The sequence below is a fragment of the Pseudomonas vancouverensis genome (genome assembly GCF_004348895.1).
Taxonomy (GTDB): Bacteria; Pseudomonadota; Gammaproteobacteria; order Pseudomonadales; family Pseudomonadaceae; genus Aquipseudomonas; species Aquipseudomonas vancouverensis.
In genome coordinates, this window is record NZ_RRZK01000012.1 from 24,135 (window position 1) to 43,150 (window position 19,016).

At 61.1% G+C, this 19,016-nt stretch carries 15 protein-coding genes; 7 read left to right on the forward strand and 8 right to left on the reverse strand.

What is annotated here, in order from left to right:
• Window position 1 precedes the first annotated feature (1 nt).
• The 8 genes from EIY72_RS12115 to EIY72_RS12150 all read right to left on the reverse strand — a co-directional run bounded on the left by EIY72_RS12115 (window position 2) and on the right by EIY72_RS12150 (window position 5,743).
• Window positions 2-994: a vWA domain-containing protein gene (locus EIY72_RS12115; RefSeq protein ID WP_093221714.1), complete on the reverse strand. Its 993-nt coding sequence runs from the start codon at window positions 992-994 to the stop codon at window positions 2-4.
• Window positions 981-1,565 carry a DUF4381 domain-containing protein gene (locus EIY72_RS12120; protein WP_093221709.1) on the reverse strand — a complete coding sequence of 195 codons (585 nt, stop codon included), beginning with the start codon at window positions 1,563-1,565 and terminating at the stop codon, window positions 981-983. The genes EIY72_RS12115 and EIY72_RS12120 overlap by 14 nt, the downstream gene beginning before the upstream one ends.
• Window positions 1,562-2,497, reverse strand: a complete 936-nt coding sequence (locus tag EIY72_RS12125; RefSeq protein WP_093221705.1) for a DUF58 domain-containing protein — start codon at window positions 2,495-2,497, stop codon at window positions 1,562-1,564. Before EIY72_RS12125 ends, EIY72_RS12120 begins: the two co-directional genes overlap by 4 nt.
• A complete protein-coding gene (locus EIY72_RS12130; protein ID WP_093221697.1) occupies window positions 2,494-3,474 on the reverse strand; it encodes an AAA family ATPase in 981 nt (326 codons plus the stop codon). The genes EIY72_RS12125 and EIY72_RS12130 overlap by 4 nt, the downstream gene beginning before the upstream one ends.
• 8 nt (window positions 3,475-3,482) lie before the next feature.
• Window positions 3,483-4,430 carry a SphA family protein gene (locus EIY72_RS12135; RefSeq protein ID WP_093221691.1) on the reverse strand — a complete coding sequence of 316 codons (948 nt, stop codon included), beginning with the start codon at window positions 4,428-4,430 and terminating at the stop codon, window positions 3,483-3,485.
• Between the two features lie 12 nt (window positions 4,431-4,442).
• Window positions 4,443-4,643, reverse strand: coding sequence for a hypothetical protein (locus EIY72_RS12140; protein ID WP_132680133.1), 201 nt, complete (start codon window positions 4,641-4,643; stop codon window positions 4,443-4,445).
• Between the two features lie 10 nt (window positions 4,644-4,653).
• Window positions 4,654-4,980 (reverse strand): hypothetical protein, encoded by a 327-nt coding sequence (locus tag EIY72_RS12145; RefSeq protein ID WP_093221687.1) that lies wholly within the window; start codon window positions 4,978-4,980, stop codon window positions 4,654-4,656.
• 337 nt (window positions 4,981-5,317) lie between these two features.
• Window positions 5,318-5,743 carry a YciI family protein gene (locus tag EIY72_RS12150; protein ID WP_093221682.1) on the reverse strand — a complete coding sequence of 142 codons (426 nt, stop codon included), beginning with the start codon at window positions 5,741-5,743 and terminating at the stop codon, window positions 5,318-5,320.
• 371 nt (window positions 5,744-6,114) lie between these two features.
• Here EIY72_RS12150 and tpx point away from each other — a divergent pair, with 371 nt between their 5' ends.
• The 7 genes from tpx to EIY72_RS12185 all read left to right on the forward strand — a co-directional run bounded on the left by tpx (window position 6,115) and on the right by EIY72_RS12185 (window position 18,961).
• Complete coding sequence (gene tpx / locus EIY72_RS12155; RefSeq protein WP_093221676.1) at window positions 6,115-6,615, forward strand: thiol peroxidase; 501 nt, start codon at window positions 6,115-6,117, stop codon at window positions 6,613-6,615.
• 181 nt (window positions 6,616-6,796) lie between these two features.
• A complete protein-coding gene (locus EIY72_RS12160; protein ID WP_093221673.1) occupies window positions 6,797-8,113 on the forward strand; it encodes an MdtA/MuxA family multidrug efflux RND transporter periplasmic adaptor subunit in 1,317 nt (438 codons plus the stop codon).
• On the forward strand, window positions 8,110-11,214 hold the full coding sequence (locus tag EIY72_RS12165) for an MdtB/MuxB family multidrug efflux RND transporter permease subunit (protein WP_093221668.1): 3,105 nt from the start codon (window positions 8,110-8,112) through the stop codon (window positions 11,212-11,214). The genes EIY72_RS12160 and EIY72_RS12165 overlap by 4 nt, the downstream gene beginning before the upstream one ends.
• Window positions 11,211-14,318: an efflux RND transporter permease subunit gene (locus tag EIY72_RS12170; protein WP_093221663.1), complete on the forward strand. Its 3,108-nt coding sequence runs from the start codon at window positions 11,211-11,213 to the stop codon at window positions 14,316-14,318. The genes EIY72_RS12165 and EIY72_RS12170 overlap by 4 nt, the downstream gene beginning before the upstream one ends.
• Entirely contained in the window at window positions 14,315-15,796 is a 1,482-nt protein-coding gene (locus EIY72_RS12175; RefSeq protein WP_093221658.1) for an efflux transporter outer membrane subunit, read from the forward strand. Before EIY72_RS12170 ends, EIY72_RS12175 begins: the two co-directional genes overlap by 4 nt.
• A gap of 215 nt (window positions 15,797-16,011) precedes the next feature.
• Window positions 16,012-18,129: a putative bifunctional diguanylate cyclase/phosphodiesterase gene (locus EIY72_RS12180; protein ID WP_093221654.1), complete on the forward strand. Its 2,118-nt coding sequence runs from the start codon at window positions 16,012-16,014 to the stop codon at window positions 18,127-18,129.
• A gap of 85 nt (window positions 18,130-18,214) precedes the next feature.
• Complete coding sequence (locus EIY72_RS12185) at window positions 18,215-18,961, forward strand: SDR family oxidoreductase (RefSeq protein ID WP_093221649.1); 747 nt, start codon at window positions 18,215-18,217, stop codon at window positions 18,959-18,961.
• The last annotated feature ends 55 nt before the right edge of the window (window positions 18,962-19,016 follow it).

The following is a 19,016-nucleotide window of genomic DNA, read 5'->3' on the forward strand; positions in this document are numbered from 1 at the left end:
GTCAGGCCTCCTGCCGTTGACGCGCGAGCTTCAGGCGCGGAAGCAATAGCGCGCCGAGGTGATACAGCGCCAGCAAGGCAATGGCCGCACCCAGCGGCCACCAGAACAGATCGCGCTTGGGCTGGTGACTGAGGGTCTTCACCTGATGCGGGGTGAGCGTGTCGAGGGTGCTGTAGACCTGATCCAGCGCGTTGCGGTCCTCGGCGCGAAAAAACTTCCCGCCGGTGGCTTCGGCGATGGCCTGCAAGCCTTGGAGGTTGACCTTGGCTTCGCCTTCGGCATTCGGGTCGCCAATGCCGATGGTGTGGATCACCACGCCCTTGGCCGCAGCCATCTGCGCGGCGTGGTCGGGGGTGATGGCGCTGCTGGTGTCGTTGCCGTCGGTGAGCAGGATCAGCACTTTTTCCTGTTCGCGGGCCTGATCGAGCATCTTCAGGCTCAGGCCAATGGCGTCGCCAATAGCCGTGTTCGGCCCGGCCATGCCGATGCCGGTGTCGTCCAGCAACAGCGAAAGGCTGGCGTGGTCGAGGGTCAGCGGTGCCTGCGGATAGGCACCGGTGCCGAACACGATCAGACCCAGGCGATCCTCTTTGCGCTTGTCGATGAAACCATGCACCACCTCCTTGACCGCTGCCAGGCGATTGATCTTCTGGCCGCTGGCGTCGGTGAAGTCGGTGGTTTCCATGGATTGGGACAGGTCGATGGCCAACAGCAGGTCGCGCACCGGTTGCTGGCGCTCGATGGGTTTCTCCACCAACACCGGGCGACTGGCGGCCATCAGCAACAAGACCCACACCAGCACATTCAACAGCAACTGCCAGCGATTGCTGCGAATGCCGGCGTGGCTCGGCGCCTGGCCGACCGCCCGGCTCATGGCGCCGAAGAACGGCACGCGCATGGCGCTGCGGGCTTCGCGGTAGTCGGGCAGGTAGCGATAGGCAAACCAAGGCAGCGGCAGCAGGATCAGCAACCAGGGGTAATCAAGCTGCCACATGATGACGCTCCACCCAGGTCTTGCAGGTGTTGAACAGCGCCTGGCGCTGCTCATTGGGCAGGTCACGCAAGGTTGCATCGGGTGCGTAGGCCAGTAAGGCCAGTTGCTGGCTGAAGTCGGCGGGTAGCGGCTGTTTGCTGTGTCGCTGCAAATACGCTTGCCAGTCCGCCGTTCCCAACGCAGCCGGGGATTCCTGTGGGGGCGAGCTTGCTCGCGATGAGGTCGTTACCTTCAAATTCGATGTCGACTGAACGGGCGCCATCGCGAGCAAGCTCGCTCCCACAGAGGACGAGGGTGGCATGGAGAGGGCCACACGCTTGAGCAATTCCGGCAGCTCGCGCAGTGCATTCAGGTCATTGCTGCGCTGTTGCAACTCCGCCAGTCGCGCCAGGGCTTCACGCCGATAACGATCGCGTCGCCACTGCCAGTAGCGCCGCGCGCTGACCAGCAATACCGCCAGCACGAATATCGCCAGCAACGCCCACCAGCCCCAGGTTTGCGGTGCGTAGCTGACCGGCGTGGGCAGGGCCATTTCCTTGAGTTGATCGATGCTCGGAATGTTCGGGTTCATCGGCGCCCCCCGGCCAGTTTGCCCAGTTCGGCACGCAGTTGGTCGAGGGCCGGGGTGGCGGTGCTGAACATCATCAGCGGCACCTGGCTGCGCCGCAGCAACGTGGCGACGTCCTTGAGCCGACCACTGAGAAAGTCGCCCAGGGGTTGATGCACCTGACGCCGCTCCACCGCCAGTTCAACCTGCAAATGTCCTTGAGTGACCAGCACGTGACCGTTCTTTGGCAGGTTGAGGGCCAACGGGTCGTAGACCTGCATGGCAATCACATCGTTGTGCGCCGACAGTTGCCGCATCAGTTGCAAGGTGCGTTCATTGGCCCCGGCAAAGTCGCTGACGATGCAAATCAGGTGATCGTGGCCGGCCACCGCCAGGCAATGCTGCAACACCTTGTTGAGTTGATCTTCACCTTCAGCGTCCGGGTTGGCGGCGTTGAGTGCCTGGTTCTGCTCGGCGATACGGCTGCACAGCGCCTCGATTCGTTTGCGGCTGCGCAGCGGGGCAATGCTGTCGATGCGCTGGTCGTTGAACACCAGCCCGCCGACCCGGTCACCGGCGTTGAACACCATCCACGCTGCCAGTGCACCCAGTTCGGCGGCGGTGACGGATTTGAAACTGCGTTGCGAGCCGAAGAACATCGACATACGCTGGTCAACCAGAATCAATGCCGGGCGGTCGCGCTCTTCGGTGAACGTGCGTACCACCGGTTTGCCGGTGCGCAGGGAGGCGCGCCAGTCGAGGTGGCGCAGATCGTCGCCGGGTTGATAGCGGCGCAGCTCATCGAAATTCAAGCCTCGACCGCGCAGGCGCGAAGCATGGTTGCCGGCGAGAATGCTGCCCTGGGGCTGGCGCGCAATGAAACTCAGGTCACGGGCCTGGAACTCCAGGGCCATCAATTGCGCCAGAGCGACATAGACCAGGCCGTCGGTGTTCACGCCGGAATCGCCACTTTATCGAGCAAACGGTCGAGCACCTGATCGGCCGTCACGCCATCAGCCACCGCGTCGTAGCTCAGTTGCAGGCGATGGCGCAATACCGGATGCACCACCGCACGGACGTTGTCCGGCGAAACGAAGTCCTGGCCCTGCAACCAGGCGTCGGCTCGGGCACAGCGGTCCAGGCCGATTCCGCCGCGAGGACTGGCACCGATGTTGATCCAGCGGCCCAGGTCAGCGTCGTAATCGGCAGGGTGGCGGGTGGCGTTGATCAGGTCGATCAGGTAGCGGTCGATGGCCGGGGAGACGTGCACCGCGCTGACTTCCCGCCGTGCGGCGAAGATCACGTCCTGGGACAATTCGAAGCCGTGCACGGCGGTCGCCTTGGCGCCGAGGGCCTGTTCTTCTTCGCGCAGCAGGCGCAGGACCTGGCTTTCGTTCTCCGCGCTCGGGTAGTCGAGCAGGACCTTCATCAGGAAACGGTCCATCTGCGCTTCCGGCAACGGGTAGGTGCCTTCCTGTTCAATCGGGTTCTGTGTGGCGACCACGATGAACAGTTCGGGGAGCTTGTGACTGTTGCCGGCCACGGTGATTTGCCGTTCTTCCATGGCCTCCAGCAACGCCGCCTGCACTTTGGCGGGAGCACGGTTGATTTCGTCGGCCAGAATCAGGTTGCCGAAAAGCGGCCCAGGCTGGAAGCGGATCTCGTTTTTGCCCTCGACCTGATGCAGCACCTCGGCGCCGGTGATGTCCGACGGCAGCAGGTCCGGGGTGAACTGGATGCGGCTCATCTTCGCGTCCAGGTGTTTGGCCAGCGCCTTGACTGTACGGGTCTTGGCCAGGCCGGGCAGGCTTTCAAGTAACAGATGCCCATTGGCCAACAGGCCGACGAGGATTTGCCTAATCACCTGGTCCTGGCCGAGTACCGCTTCGGCGATGCTCGCTTGCAGGGCATTGATGTCGTTGAGTGCAGTCATGCCACCTCCTAGAAAAACGCCAGGGTCAGGTTGACGCTGAAGCCGTTGCCCTCAGGGCGGTTCTTGGTGTCGAACTCGGGGATCCAGCGGGCGTTGATATTGGCCTGGGCATCGGCGAACTTGCCTTCCCAGCCGAATGTCGGCCCGGCACCCACGGAGCGCCCGCGGAAGCCGCTATTGGCGCCTGAACCGGTGTCGTCGGTGAGCTGCTGGATGTAACCGGCCGCCATACCTGCGTTCCAGCCGTTGCCAAAGCCGTGGGTCCAGAGGGCATCGAGGGTGAAGAGGTCGCCGTTCTTGTAATCCGTCGCGTTGTTTTCGGTATAGAACTCGAGCCCCCCGGACAGGGTGAGTTCGCCACCCATGCCATCCAGGTGAGTGAAGGCGACAGTGGGCATGAAGGTGTAATTGTTCTGCCCGGGGTTGGCCAGGCGATTGTCGTTGTAGGCACCGGTCGGCAGGTAGATCGGCAGCGAGAACGAGATGTGGTTGAGTTCGTCGAAGTGATAGCCGGCGGCAATCGGCGTCACCAGCATGTCGGCGAACTGGGTGCCGGAGTCCCCGGTGCCCAGGGTGCGGCCTCGGGGGCCGGTGATGCTGGCGCTGATGTCGGTGTATTGCACCGGTACGCCGATGGCCGAGGCGTAGTTCCAACGGCCCTTGCCGGTATCCCAGACATGGGTGAAGTTGGCCATGGTGTAGGACACCTTGAGGTCAATACCGGTACTCAGCGCGCCGACGATGGGCACCTGAGCGCTGCCCTTGAGGCTGCCGTCGTACCAGAAACTGCTCAGCGACATCACCCAGCCGGGCTCCGGTGGCACGATCCCGGCGTTGGAAAACACTTGCAGACCGGTCATCGGCCGACCGCCACCGCCTTCTGCAGCCAGCACCAGCGGGCTGCCACCCACGACGCACAAGGCCAATAAAGGACGTACTACAAAAGCCCTGACCATCGTTGACTCCACTTACTGTTCTTGTTGATTTACAGGCGCCAGCATCGGCAATTTCCATTGATTGTTGCTGACTGTCGGTGCCGGCAGATAAAGGCACTGCGTCGCGCAGACAGGGGCGGCGGATGCAGGAGTGACAACTGAGTTGGCCCCCACGCCGCAACTGACAAACATCGTCATCAGACCAAATCCGGCAGCGCGAACTGCAATGTGCATGGCAGCGCCCTCACTTTCCAAATGTCATGTTGATTCCGTCGCGGCGCGTGAACGGCCACTCGGCAAGTATGTTGAAGGTATTGGAAACGGACTTGCAGGTGCTGCCTCCACCCAAACCGAGTGGGAAGTCATGGGCCGCTTCAAGCAGGCGCTTATCGAGGGAGTGGGAATTGCAGTCGAACAGGCGGGCCTCGTCATCCTCAGGATTGAGGACCGATGCGAGGAAACACGGGGCATCGCTTTTGCTGGCTGCCTGGGTTTTATCGGCGCCAACACAAAAAGCAGGTGCAGGCGAGGTCACCCTGATCTCGGCGCAATGCCCTGAATTTATCGACATGTTTCCCCCGTTCCCTGGTGGCTCATTGGGCACTCGACCCTTATCGCTAGGCCGCTAGTGAGTAGTCCCTTTCCGATCGAGCCTGTAGGACGCGTCAGTTGAAGTTAGCAGTTAACCACGGGTTATCCAGTCGAACGGATTAATTCTTTGGTTTTGTGTACGGGTTATCGTTAATTTCGTGTACTGAAAAGTTAATGGATTACAGATGGTTGGGGTTGAAATCTCGAAGTGCGGTCATGTCGATGGAAGTGTGAGCCGCCAGAAACGGACGCATGGGGACGGTCGGAGACACGTCCTCGAACAGCAAGGTTAAGGACGTGTTGTGCCACGGGGTATTTCAGTTCTTCTTCGCCTGCTCCCACACCCTTGTTTCCTGCTCGCGCAGTTCCGGCGTGAACTCAGCCCCGAAATCCTCCATCTCGAACACCTGGCGAATCTCGATCTCGGCATCGGTGCCCGGCATCGGGTTGGGGCAGCGCTTGACCCATTCGATGGCTTCTTCTTTGGACTTGACCTTCCATATCCAGAAACCGGCGATCAGCTCTTTCGTTTCAATGAAGGGGCCATCAGTGACCGTGCGTTTGTCGCCGGAAAATTTCACCCGGGCGCCTTTGCTGCTGGGTTGCAGGCCTTCGCCGGCGAGCATGACGCCGGCCTTGACCAGCTCTTCGTTGAAATTGCCCATGGCAGTCAGCAGTTCTTCGCTGGGCATGATGCCTGCTTCGGAATCGGCGCTGGCTTTGATGATGATCATGAATCGCATGGCAGGTGCTCCGTTTTAAGTGGTTGAGTCACTTGATTGTCGATTGGCGTTGGCGCGGATCGACAGGGCTCGGAAAAAAAAGCTGCATCTCACGCCAGCGTAGTGTTGTTTTCGACATTTATGGTTGATGAAGTGCTCAAGGGCAGGTACGTGCCTTTCGTCATTAACAAAGAGTGAGGGCCGGCGAGGAGGGTACGCTGTGGTCTACGACACATAATCTTGTGGGTTTTGAGGGCGAGTGAGGAACCTGTATCCAATTTTGTGCGTCAGCACATGACAATTTGGTTTTGACCGTAGGTCGTCGGACAATTTCGTGGTTAACTTCGGCCTCGTCAAAATTCTCCACAACAACGTTCAGAAGGATTCCGTTCATGGCTCAAGTCACTCTCAAAGGCGGTCCGGTTCAAGTCGAAGGCGAACTGCCAAAAGCCGGTTCCAAGGCGCCAGCCTTTTCCCTGGTTGCCGGCAATCTGTCCGACGTGACCCTCAAGGACTTCGCCGGCAAGCGCAAAGTGCTGAACATCTTCCCAAGCATCGACACTCCGACCTGCGCGACTTCGGTTCGCCAGTTCAACGCCAAGGCCAACGAAGTGGCCAACACCGTTGTCCTGTGCATCTCCGCCGACCTGCCGTTCGCCCAGGCGCGTTTCTGCGGCGCCGAAGGCCTGGAAAACGTCCAGAACCTGTCGACCCTGCGTGGCGCCGAGTTCATCAAGAACTACGGCGTGGCCATTGCTGACGGTCCGCTCAAAGGCCTGACCGCCCGTGCCGTCGTGGTGCTGGACGAAAACGACAACGTGCTGCACAGCGAGCTGGTCAAGGAAATCGCTGACGAGCCGAACTACGAAGCGGCACTTGCCGTTCTGAAGTAAGCAAGGTTTTACAATTGTTAACGGCCTGGCCCTGTCCAGGCCGTTTTCATTTGTGTTTCAGTGTCTTGGAAACATCTCCTATTACGTAAGCTGAAAGTAAATTGCCGGTAAAGGCGCTTTGCTTCACCGCCGCCAGTGCTTATCGTTCAGCCTCACGAAATAAAGAAGCCCACGCGCCCCCATGGTTGATCACTCAATGCAATCTTCGTCCCGTAGTCCCCGTCGCTGGCTGTTCGGCCTGCTTGTTCTGTTGGTCATCGCCGGTCTGTGCTGGAAATTCTGGCCGGCCGGTACTGCCCATAAGGAAGGAGCGGCGCCCAAGGCAGCTGCGGCAGGGCATACCGGTCGATCCGGGGCGATGCGACCAGGGTTCGGCGGTGCATCCGGCCCGATCCCGGTGCGTGTAGCGCCCGCCGTGAAAGGTGACTTCCCGCTGTACTACAAAGCGCTGGGCACGGTCACGGCGCTCAACACCATCAATGTGCGCAGCCGCGTGGGTGGCGAACTGATAAAGATCAATTTCGAAGAAGGGCAGATGGTCAAGGCCGGTGACCTGCTCGCCGAAATCGACCCGCGTCCTTACCAGAACGCCTTGCTCCAGGCCGAGGGCACTCTGCTGCAGAACCAGGCGCAACTGAAAAACGCCCAGGTCGATGTCGAGCGTTATCGCGGCCTGTACCGCGAAGACAGTATTGCCAAGCAGACCCTGGACACCGCAGAAGCCCTGGTCGGGCAGTTCCAGGGCACCGTCAAGACCAATCAGGCGGCGGTCAACGACGCCAAGCTCAATCTCGAATTCACCAAGATCCGTGCACCGATTGCCGGACGCGTCGGCCTGCGTCAGCTGGATGTCGGCAACCTGCTGGCCGCCAATGACACCACGGCCGTGGCGATCATTACCCAGACCCAACCGATCAGCGTGGTCTTCACCCTGCCGGAAAACTCCCTCGACACGGTGCTGGCCCGCTACCACAGTGGCGCCAAACTGCCGACCGAAGCCTGGGATCGTGGTGATACCAAGCTGCAGGCCACCGGCGTGTTGCAGAGCCTGGACAACCAGATCGATGTCACCACCGGCACCTTGAAATTCAAGGCACGCTACGAAAACCGTGACCAGTCGCTGTTCCCCAACCAGTTCGTCAACGTGCGTCTGCTTGCCGACACCTTGAAAGGCGTGGTGCTGGCGCCGTCCGCGGCGATCCAGTTCGGCACCAATGGCACCTTCGTCTATGCCCTGGATGGCGACAAGAAGGTCAAGATCCGTCAGTTGAAAATCGGCGTGAGCGACGGCCTCAACACCGTCGTCACCGAAGGCCTTGCCGCCGGTGATCGCGTGGTACTCGAAGGCACCGACCGTCTCAAGGACGGCAGCGACGTGGAAGTGGTCAACGACAGCCAGGACGTACCGACCACGCCGACCGAGCACTTGCAAGGCAAGTCGGCGGCGAACGCGGTTGACTCCGCGGCCACCGACAAGGCGAAAAAGGGCGGCGCATGAATCTCTCGCGGCTGTTCATCCTCCGCCCGGTAGCCACCACGCTGAGCATGCTGGCCATCGTTCTGGCCGGCGTGATTGCCTACCGGTTGTTGCCGGTGTCGGCGTTGCCCCAGGTCGATTACCCGACCATTCGGGTGATGACCCTGTATCCCGGTGCCAGCCCTGACGTCATGACGAGTGCTGTCACCGCGCCGCTCGAACGCCAGTTCGGGCAGATGCCGGGCCTCACGCAAATGGCGTCCACCAGTTCCGGCGGTGCCTCGGTACTGACCCTGCGTTTCAGCCTCGACATCAACATGGACGTGGCCGAGCAACAGGTGCAGGCAGCCATCAACGCCGCCACCAACCTGCTGCCGAAGGACCTGCCGGCGCCGCCGGTGTACAACAAGGTCAACCCTGCCGACACGCCGGTGCTGACGTTGGCCATCACCTCCAAGACCATGCTGCTGCCCAAGCTCAATGACCTGGTCGACACGCGCATGGCGCAGAAAATCGCCCAGATCAGCGGCGTCGGCATGGTCAGCATTGCCGGCGGCCAGCGTCAGGCGGTGCGGATCAAGGTCAACCCCGAGGCCCTGGCGGCCAACGGCCTGAACCTGTCGGATGTGCGTACCCTGATCGGCGCGTCCAACGTCAACCAGCCCAAAGGCAACTTCGACGGCCCGACCCGGGTGTCGATGCTCGATGCCAACGACCAGCTGACGTCGCCCAAGGACTACGCCAACCTGATCCTGGCCTACGCCAACGGTGCACCACTACGCCTCAAGGACGTCGCTGAAATCGTCGATGGCGCCGAGAACGAGCGACTGGCCGCCTGGGCTAATGAAAACCAGGCCGTACTGTTGAATATCCAGCGTCAACCGGGTGCCAACGTGATCGAAGTTGTCGACCGGATCAAGGCGTTGCTGCCGAGCATCACCGACAACCTGCCGGCGGGCCTGGACGTGGTGGTGCTGACCGACCGCACCCAGACCATTCGCGCCTCGGTCAAGGATGTGCAGTATGAGTTGCTGCTCGCCATTGCCCTGGTGGTCATGGTCACCTTTCTGTTTTTGCGCCGCGCCAGTGCGACCATCATTCCTTCGGTGGCGGTGCCGCTGTCGCTGATCGGTACGTTCGGCGTGATGTACCTGGCCGGGTTTTCGGTCAACAACCTGACGCTGATGGCCCTGACCATCGCCACCGGTTTCGTGGTCGATGACGCCATCGTTATGCTGGAAAATATCGCCCGTTTCATCGAAGAAGGCGACACGCCGCTGAATGCGGCGCTCAAGGGTGCCAAGCAGATCGGTTTCACCCTGATTTCCCTGACCCTGTCGTTGATCGCCGTGCTGATCCCGCTGCTGTTCATGGCCGACGTGGTAGGGCGGCTGTTCCGCGAGTTCGCCATCACCCTGGCGGTGGCCATCCTGATTTCCCTGGTCGTGTCCCTGACCCTGACGCCGATGATGTGCGCGCGCTTGCTCAAGCGCGAGCCCAAGGAAGACGAGCAGGGCCGTTTCTACCGCGCCAGCGGCGCCTTCATCGACTGGATGATCGCCGCCTACGGGCGCAAGTTGCAGTGGGTGCTCAAGCACCAGCCGCTGACCCTGCTGGTGGCCATCGGCACATTGGCATTGACGGTGTTCCTCTACATGGCCGTGCCCAAGGGCTTTTTCCCGGTGCAGGACACCGGGGTGATCCAGGGTATTTCCGAAGCGCCGCAGTCGATCTCCTTTGCAGCCATGAGCGAACGTCAGCAGGAACTGGCCAAAGTGATCCTGGCGGACCCTGCGGTCGAGAGCCTGTCTTCCTATATCGGTGTCGATGGCGACAATGCCACGCTCAACAGCGGTCGATTGCTGATCAACCTCAGGGCGCACCATGACCGCGACCTGAGCGCTGCGCAGGTGATTGCCCGTTTGCAGCCTGAGCTGGACAAACTGGTCGGCATCCGCCTGTTCATGCAGCCGGTGCAGGACCTGACCATCGAAGACCGGGTCAGCCGCACTCAGTATCAGTTCAGCATGTCGTCGCCGGACTCGGAGCTGTTGAGCCTGTGGAGCGGGCGTCTGGTCGAGGCGCTGGGCGAACGGCCGGAGTTGACCGACGTTGCCAGTGACTTGCAGGACAAGGGCTTGCAGGTCTATCTGGTAATCGACCGCGATGCGGCGTCGCGGGTCGGGGTGTCGGTGTCGAACATCACCGATGCGCTTTACGACGCCTTCGGTCAGCGGCAGATTTCCACCATCTACACCCAGGCCAGTCAGTACCGGGTGGTGCTGCAATCGCAATCCGGCGAGAAGATCGGGCCGCAGGCGCTGGATCAGATTCACGTCAAGACCACCGATGGCGGGCAGGTGCGCCTGTCGAGCCTGGCCCATGTCGAGGAGCGCCAGACCCAATTGGCGATCACCCACATCGGCCAGTTCCCGGCGGTGATGATGTCCTTCAACCTGGCGCCCGGCGTGGCGTTGGGTAAGGCGGTGGAGATCATCGAGCAGGTGCAGAAGGACATCGGCATGCCGATTGGCGTGCAGACCCAGTTCCAGGGCGCGGCCGAGGCCTTCCAGGCGTCTCTGTCGAGCACCTTGCTACTGATTCTGGCGGCCGTGGTGACCATGTACATCGTGCTGGGCGTACTGTACGAAAGCTACATTCACCCCATCACCATTCTCTCGACCTTGCCATCGGCAGCGGTCGGTGCCTTGCTGGCGCTGATCCTGACCGGCAATGACCTGGGCATGATCGCGATCATCGGCATCATCCTGCTGATCGGTATCGTCAAGAAGAACGCGATCATGATGATCGACTTTGCCCTGGACGCCGAACGCAATCAGGGCATGGACCCGGAAAGTGCGATCTATCAGGCTGCGCTGCTGCGTTTCCGGCCGATTCTGATGACCACCTTGGCGGCGTTGTTCGGTGCCATTCCGTTGATGCTGGCGACTGGTTCCGGCGCCGAACTGCGCCAGCCGCTGGGTCTGGTGATGGTCGGCGGCTTGCTGTTGAGCCAGGTGCTGACCCTGTTCACCACGCCTGTGATCTACCTGTATTTCGATCGACTCGGTCGGCGCTGGGGGCATAAATCAGAGCCAGTGGAAGCGGTTGAGCAACCATGAACCTCTCCGGACCTTTCATCAAGCGCCCGGTCGCCACCATGCTGCTGAGCCTGGCCATCATGCTGCTGGGCGGGGTGAGCTTCGGCTTGCTGCCGGTTTCGCCGTTGCCGCAAATGGACTTCCCGGTGATCGTGGTGCAGGCCAGCCTGCCCGGCGCGAGCCCCGAGGTCATGGCCTCGACCGTGGCAACGCCGCTGGAACGCTCCTTCGGTGCCATCGCCGGGGTCAACACCATGAGCAGCCGCTCCAGCCAGGGCTCGACCCGGGTGATCCTGCAATTCGACCTGGACCGCGACATCAACGGCGCGGCGCGGGAAGTGCAGGCCGCCATCAACGCCTCGCGCAACCTGCTGCCCAGCGGCATGCGCAGCATGCCCACCTACAAGAAGGTCAACCCGTCCCAGGCGCCGATCATGGTGCTGTCGCTGACCTCCGACGTGCTGGAAAAGGGCCAGCTCTATGACCTGGCCTCGACCATCCTGTCCCAGAGCCTGTCGCAGGTGCAGGGCGTCGGTGAGGTGCAGATTGGCGGCAGTTCCTTGCCCGCAGTACGCATCGAACTTGAACCGCAGTCATTGAACCAGTACGGCGTGGCCCTGGACGATGTGCGCAATACCATTGCCAACGCCAACGTGCGTCGGCCCAAGGGCTCGGTCGAGGACGATCAGCGTTTGTGGCAGGTCCAGGCCAACGACCAACTGGAAAAGGCCAAGGACTACGAATCGCTGATCATCCACTACAACAACGGCGCGGCCCTGCGTCTGAAGGACGTGGCCAAGGTCAGCGACGGTGTCGAGGACCGCTACAACAGCGGCTTCTTCAACGATGACGCGGCGGTGCTGCTGGTGATCAACCGTCAGGCCGGTGCCAACATCATCGAGACGGTCAACGAGATCAAGGCACAGCTGCCGGCGTTGCAGGCGGTGCTGCCGGCCAGCGTCAAGCTGAATCTGGCCATGGACCGTTCGCCAGTGATCAAGGCGACCTTGCACGAAGCTGAAATGACTCTGTTGATCGCCGTGGCGCTGGTGATTCTGGTGGTGTTCCTGTTTCTCGGCAATTTCCGCGCCTCGCTGATTCCGACGCTGGCGGTGCCGGTGTCGCTGGTCGGCACTTTTGCAGTGATGTACCTCTACGGCTTCTCGCTGAACAACCTGTCGCTGATGGCGTTGATCCTCGCCACCGGGCTGGTGGTCGACGATGCCATCGTCGTGCTGGAAAACATCTCCCGGCATATCGACGAGGGTGTGCCACCGATGAAGGCGGCGTACCTGGGGGCCAAGGAGGTCGGTTTCACCTTGCTGTCGATGAACGTCTCGCTGGTGGCGGTATTCCTGTCGATCCTGTTCATGGGCGGCATCATCGAAAGCCTGTTCCGCGAGTTTTCCATCACCCTGGCGGCGGCCATCGTGGTCTCGCTGGTGGTGTCCCTGACCTTGACGCCGATGCTCTGCGCCCGCTGGCTGAAGCCGCATACCCCGGGGCGGGAGAACCGGCTGCAACGCTGGAGCCGGCGGACCAACGACTGGATGGTCGGCAAATACGCCACCAGCCTCGACTGGGTGCTGCGTCACAAACGCCTGACCTTGCTCAGCCTTTTCGTGACAATTGGCGTTAACGTTGCATTGTATGTTGTTGTTCCTAAAACATTTATGCCTCAGCAGGATACTGGCCAGCTGATCGGTTTCGTGCGCGGCGACGACGGTCTGTCCTTCAGTGTGATGCAGCCGAAAATGGAAACCTTCCGCCGCGCCGTCCTGAAGGACGAGGCGGTGGAGAGTGTGGCCGGGTTCATTGGTGGCAACAACGGCACCAACAACGCCTTCATGCTGGTGCGCCTGAAACCGATCAAGGAGCGCAATCTGTCCGCGCAAAAAGTCATCGAACGCCTGCGCAAGGAAATGCCCAAGGTGCCCGGCGCGCAACTGATGCTGATGGCCGACCAGGACCTGCAATTCGGCGGCGGACGCGAGCAGACCACCTCGCAATACTCGTACATTCTGCAAAGCGGCGATCTGGGGGCGTTGCGTGAGTGGTATCCGAAAGTCGTGACGGCCCTCAGGGCGTTGCCGGAGTTGACGGCCATCGATGCCCGCGAAGGCCGGGGTGCGCAGCAAGTGACGCTGATTGTCGACCGCGATCAGGCCAAACGCCTGGGTGTCGACATGGACATGGTCACGGCGGTGCTGAACAACGCCTACAGCCAGCGGCAGATTTCGACCATCTACGACAGCCTCAATCAGTATCAGGTGGTCATGGAGGTCAATCCGAAATACGCCCAGGACCCGATCACCCTTAAGCAAGTGCAGGTGATCACCGCCGACGGTGCGCGTATTCCGCTATCGACCATCGCCCATTACGAAAACAGCCTGGAAGACGACCGGGTCAGTCACGAAGGCCAGTTCGCCTCGGAAAGCATTTCCTTCGACATGGCCGAAGGTGTGACCGTGGAGCAGGGCACGGCTGCCATCGAGCGGGCGATTGCCAAGGTAGGCCTGCCGGAAGACGTGATCGTCAAAGTGGCGGGGACCGCCGATGCCTTCGCCGCGACCCAGAAAAGCCAGCCGTTCATGATTCTCGGCGCCTTGGTGGCGGTGTATCTGGTGCTGGGTGTGCTGTACGAAAGCTACATCCACCCGTTGACGATTCTGTCCACGCTGCCCTCGGCCGGGGTCGGCGCGTTGCTGTCGATCTATGCATTGGGCGGTGAATTCAGCCTGATTTCGCTGCTGGGCCTGTTTCTGCTGATTGGCGTGGTGAAGAAAAACGCCATCCTGATGATCGACCTCGCGCTGCAACTGGAGCGCCATCAAGGCATGGCGCCGCTGGAGTCGATCCGCAGTGCCTGCCTGCAACGATTGCGTCCGATTCTGATGACCACCCTGGCGGCGATCCTCGGTGCACTGCCGTTGCTGCTCAGCCGCGCCGAAGGTGCGGAAATGCGCCAGCCGCTAGGCCTGACCATCATTGGCGGGTTGATCTTCAGCCAGGTGCTGACCCTTTACACGACCCCTGTGGTTTACCTCTATCTCGACAAGCTGCGCCATCGCTTCAACAAATGGCGTGGGGTGCGTACCGATGCTGCTCTGGAAACTCCGCTATGACTGACCGTTCGCTTTTCAATCTGGCTTTACCGGTGATTTCGGCCCGAGGCTCGCGGTTGTTGAGCCTGTCGCTGTGCGTGATGATGCTCAGCGCTTGTGCCATCGGCCCGGACTACCAACGCCCGCAAACCGCGGAGCCGGCGCAATACAAGGCTGCCGAAGGCTGGCGCCAGGCCAACCCGAGCGATGCGCTGGCCCGTGGTGCCTGGTGGGAGTTGTATGGCGACGCGCAGCTCAATGAGCTGATCGTCAAACTCAACAGTTCCAACCAGACGGTTGCGCAGTCTGAAGCCCAGTTCCGCCAGGCGCAGGCGCTGGTGCGCAGTGCGCGCGGGGCGTTTTTCCCGACTGTCGACCTGAACGTATCGAAAAACCGCTCCAGCCAGGGCACCGGTAGCAGCAGTTCCAGCCTGAGCAGTTCGTCCAGCGGCATTCGCGACACCTATTCCGCCCAGGTTGGCGTCAGTTGGGAAGCGGACATCTGGGGCAAGCTGCGCCGGGGCCTGGAGGCTGACACCGCCAACGCTCAAGCGAGCTTTGCCGATCTGGCGGCGATGCGCCTGAGCCAGCAGTCGGAGCTGGTGCAGAACTACCTGCAACTGCGTGTCATCGATCAACAGAAACGTTTGCTCCAGGACACGGTCGAGGCCTATCAGCGCTCGCTGAAAATGACTGAAAACCAGTACCGCGCCGGTGTCTCCGGCAAGGACGCCGTGGCCCAGGCCCAGACCCAGCTTAAAAGCACTGAAGCGGACATGGTCGACCTGATCTGGCAGCGTGCGCAGTTCGAGAACGCCATTGCGGTGCTGATCGGCCTGCCACCCGCAGAATTCAACCTGGCGGAAACCAGAGACATTCCACAATTGCCGCAAGTCCCCTCGGCGTTGCCTTCGCAATTGCTCGAACGACGCCCGGACATCGCATCCGCCGAGCGCTCGGTGATGGCCGCCAATGCCAATATCGGTGTGGCCAAGGCGGCGTACTACCCGGACCTGACGCTGAACATGAACGGTGGCTACAGCAGCAGTACCTTTTCCAACTGGATCAGCCTGCCCAACCGTTTCTGGTCGGTGGGCCCGCAACTGGCCACGACCCTGTTCGACGGTGGCCAGCGCTCCGCCGAAGTAGACCGCAGTGAAGCGGCTTATGACGAGACCGTCGCCAAGTATCGCCAGACCGTACTCGACGGTTTCCGCGAGGTGGAAAACTACCTGGTGCAACTCAAGGTCCTGCAGGACGAAGCAGTGGTGCGCCAGCAGGCACTGGATGCGGCCCGTGAGTCGTTGCGCCTGACCCAGAACCAGTACAAGGCCGGGTTGATCGCCTATATCGACGTGGTGGTGACCCAGGCGGCAGCGCTGAACAACGAGCGCAGCAACCTCGATCTGCTGCAAAGCCGCCTGATTGCAAGTGTGCAATTAATTGCGGCGTTGGGCGGCGGCTGGGACGGTCAATTGCAGGTGAGTGATAATCAGTAACACATTTGTAATAGAGCACTGACAACAACGTAAAGGCTTTGGACCGGGGCTTCAGGGAGTAACCCCGGTTAAAGTAAAACCTTAAAACAAGCGTTTCATCGGACTAGTGGCCTTCTGCTCATTTGTGAGTGGCGTTCTCATTTGGAATCAGTACAATCGCCGCATTTGCACCCCCGAGAATGGAAGCGGTACGGGGGTGATGACGAGACGTTTGCATGCTTACCGGTAGCTATTCCCCCACGCTGGTTATCATTTCCCTCTGTGTAGCGATACTCGCGTCCTACACGGCACTCGACCTCACCGGTCGCATCGCGACGGCCAAAGGCCGAGCCGTGCATCTGTGGACCGTCGGTGGTGCCGTGGCCATGGGGGTCGGGGTGTGGTCGATGCACTTTATCGGCATGCTCGCGTTCAAACTGCCGATCGATCTGGGCTACGACGTCAGCATCACCTTGCTGTCGTTGCTGATCGGTGTACTTTCCTGCGGTTTTGCCTTGTGGCTGGTCAGCCAGCCTCAACTGCCGATTTGGCAACTGGGTTTCGGTGCACTGGTCATGGGCGCCGGTATCAGCGCCATGCATTACACCGGCATGGCCGCGATGCGCATGCAACCGGGCATCGATTACGACCCGACATTGTTTGGCACCTCGTTACTGATAGCGGTCGGCGCCTCGGGTGCGGCACTGTGGATCGCCTTTCATCTGCGCCAGCACACGCCTTATGTCCGCCTGATCCGTGGCGGTGCCGCGGTGATCATGGGCATTGCCATCGTTGGCATGCATTACACCGGCATGGCGGCGGCGCGATTTGCCGATGGCAGCTTTTGCGGCGCGGCGGCCGATGGCCTGAGTGGCAAGGGCCTGGACAACCTGGTGCTGATCACCACTTTGGCCGTGCTGAGCATCGCGCTGCTGACCTCCATCCTCGATGCCCGTCTTGAAGCCCGCACGGCAAACCTCGCCCAGTCCCTGACCGAGGCCAACCGCGAGCTGACCCAACTGGCCCTGCACGACACCCTGACCGGGTTGCCCAACCGCATGCTGCTCGCCGATCGCATCGATCAGGCGATGTCGCGGGTGGCGGAAGAGGGCGGCTGTTTCGCCTTGATGTTCATCGACCTCGACGGTTTCAAGCCGGTCAACGATGCCTTTGGTCACCATATGGGCGATCTGTTATTGCGCGAAGTCGCGCTGCGTCTGCGTGAAGACTTGCGCAGCCAGGACACCTTGGCGCGGATTGGCGGCGATGAGTTCGTCCTGCTGGTACAACTCAACGAACAGATCGACGCCTTGAACCTCGCATCCCGTCAGGTCGGGCTGATTTCGCGATCTTTCCGGGTTGCCGAGCACGAGCTGAGCATTTCCGCCAGCGTCGGCATCGCGCTGTATCCGGGCAATGGCCAGACCGCCCACGAATTGCTGATGAACGCCGACGCGGCGATGTATCACGCCAAAGGCGCGGGAAAAAACGGCTACAGCTTCTTCGATGCGTCGATGAACAGCAACGCGCGCAAGCAGTTGCAACTGCTGCAAGACCTGCGCAATGCGCTGGAGCACAACGAGTTCAGCCTGCATTACCAGCCCAAGTTCGACGCCGCAAATGGTCAACCGGTGGGTGCCGAGGCTCTGTTGCGTTGGCAGCATCCGACCCAGGGCATGCTGTTGCCGGACAAGTTCATCGAGCTGGCGGAAAAGACCGGGCTGATCATTCCCATCGGTGAATGGGTGCTCAACGAAGCCTGCCGTCAGATGCGCGAATGGTACGTGCTGGGCTATACCGACTGGCGCATCGCGGTCAATCTGTCGGCCATCCAGTTCTGTCACGCAGGTTTGGTGCAAAGCGTTGCCAAGGCGCTGTCCACCCATCATTTGCCGGCCAACAGCCTGACCCTGGAAATCACCGAAACCACCGCGATGAGCGATGCCGATGCAAGCATGACGGTGCTGCAGGAGCTGTCGGAAATGGGCGTCGATCTGTCCATCGACGACTTCGGCACCGGTTATTCGAGCCTGATGTACCTCAAACGCTTGCCGGCCAATGAATTGAAGATCGATCGTGGATTTGTCCGAGACCTGGAGCGTGACAGCGATGACGCTGCCATCGTTTCGGCCATTGTTGCACTGGGCCAGGCACTGGGTTTGCGGATTGTCGCCGAGGGTGTGGAAACCGGTGTGCAGCAGGACTTCCTGACCCAGCTCGGCTGCGATTCGCTGCAGGGTTACCTGCTAGGGCATCCGCTGCCGGCCGACGGTTTCATGGTGGAAATCCATCGCGGCGAGCGGCTTGTCAAAGAGTTGCGTAACAGCTCCGCAACCGGCATGGCGGTCTCGTGACACTTGATCTGAGGCGATGCAAAACCCGTCAATGACGGTTATTCTTGCCCCCGACCGCAAAGGCTTGGATTGGGGGAAAGCTCGCATGGATAAAGTCATCGTCATCACCGGCGGCAGCCGGGGCATCGGCGCCGCCACGGCACTGCTGGCGGCCGAACAGGGATTCCGTATCTGCATCAACTATCAGGCCGATGAGCAAGCCGCACTCGGCGTGCTGGAACAGGTGCGAGCCCTCGGCGCACAAGCCATCGCCGTGCGCGCCGATGTCAGCATCGAAGACGAAGTGATCGCACTGTTCCATCGCGTTGATACCGAGCTTGGGCGGGTCACAGCGCTGGTCAACAACGCGGGCACCGTCGGGCACAAGTCCCGGGTCGATGAAATGTCTGAGTTCCGCATTCTCAAGATCATGAAAACCAACGTGCTGGCGCCGATTCTCTGCGCCAAGCACGCGATCCTGCGCATGTCGCCCAAACATGGCGGGCAGGGCGGCAGCATCGTCAACGTGTCCTCGGTGGCGGCACGCTTGGGTTCGCCCAACGAATACGTCGACTACGCCGCTTCCAAGGGTGCGCTCGACACCTTCACCATCGGCCTGTCCAAGGAAGTGGCGGGCGAGGGGATTCGGGTCAATGCGGTGCGCCCGGGCTATATCTACACCGATTTCCATGCACTGAGCGGTGATCCGGATCGGGTCAGCAAGCTGGAGTCGGCCATCCCGATGGCCCGGGGCGGGCGACCGGATGAGGTGGCTGAGGCGATTGTCTGGCTGCTGTCGGACAAGGCTTCTTATGCGACCGGGACCTTTGTCGATTTGGGTGGTGGGCGTTAAGCCCGGATATTGGCATCGCCATTACCGGGCACTTCTAGGGCAAGCCCGCTCCCGG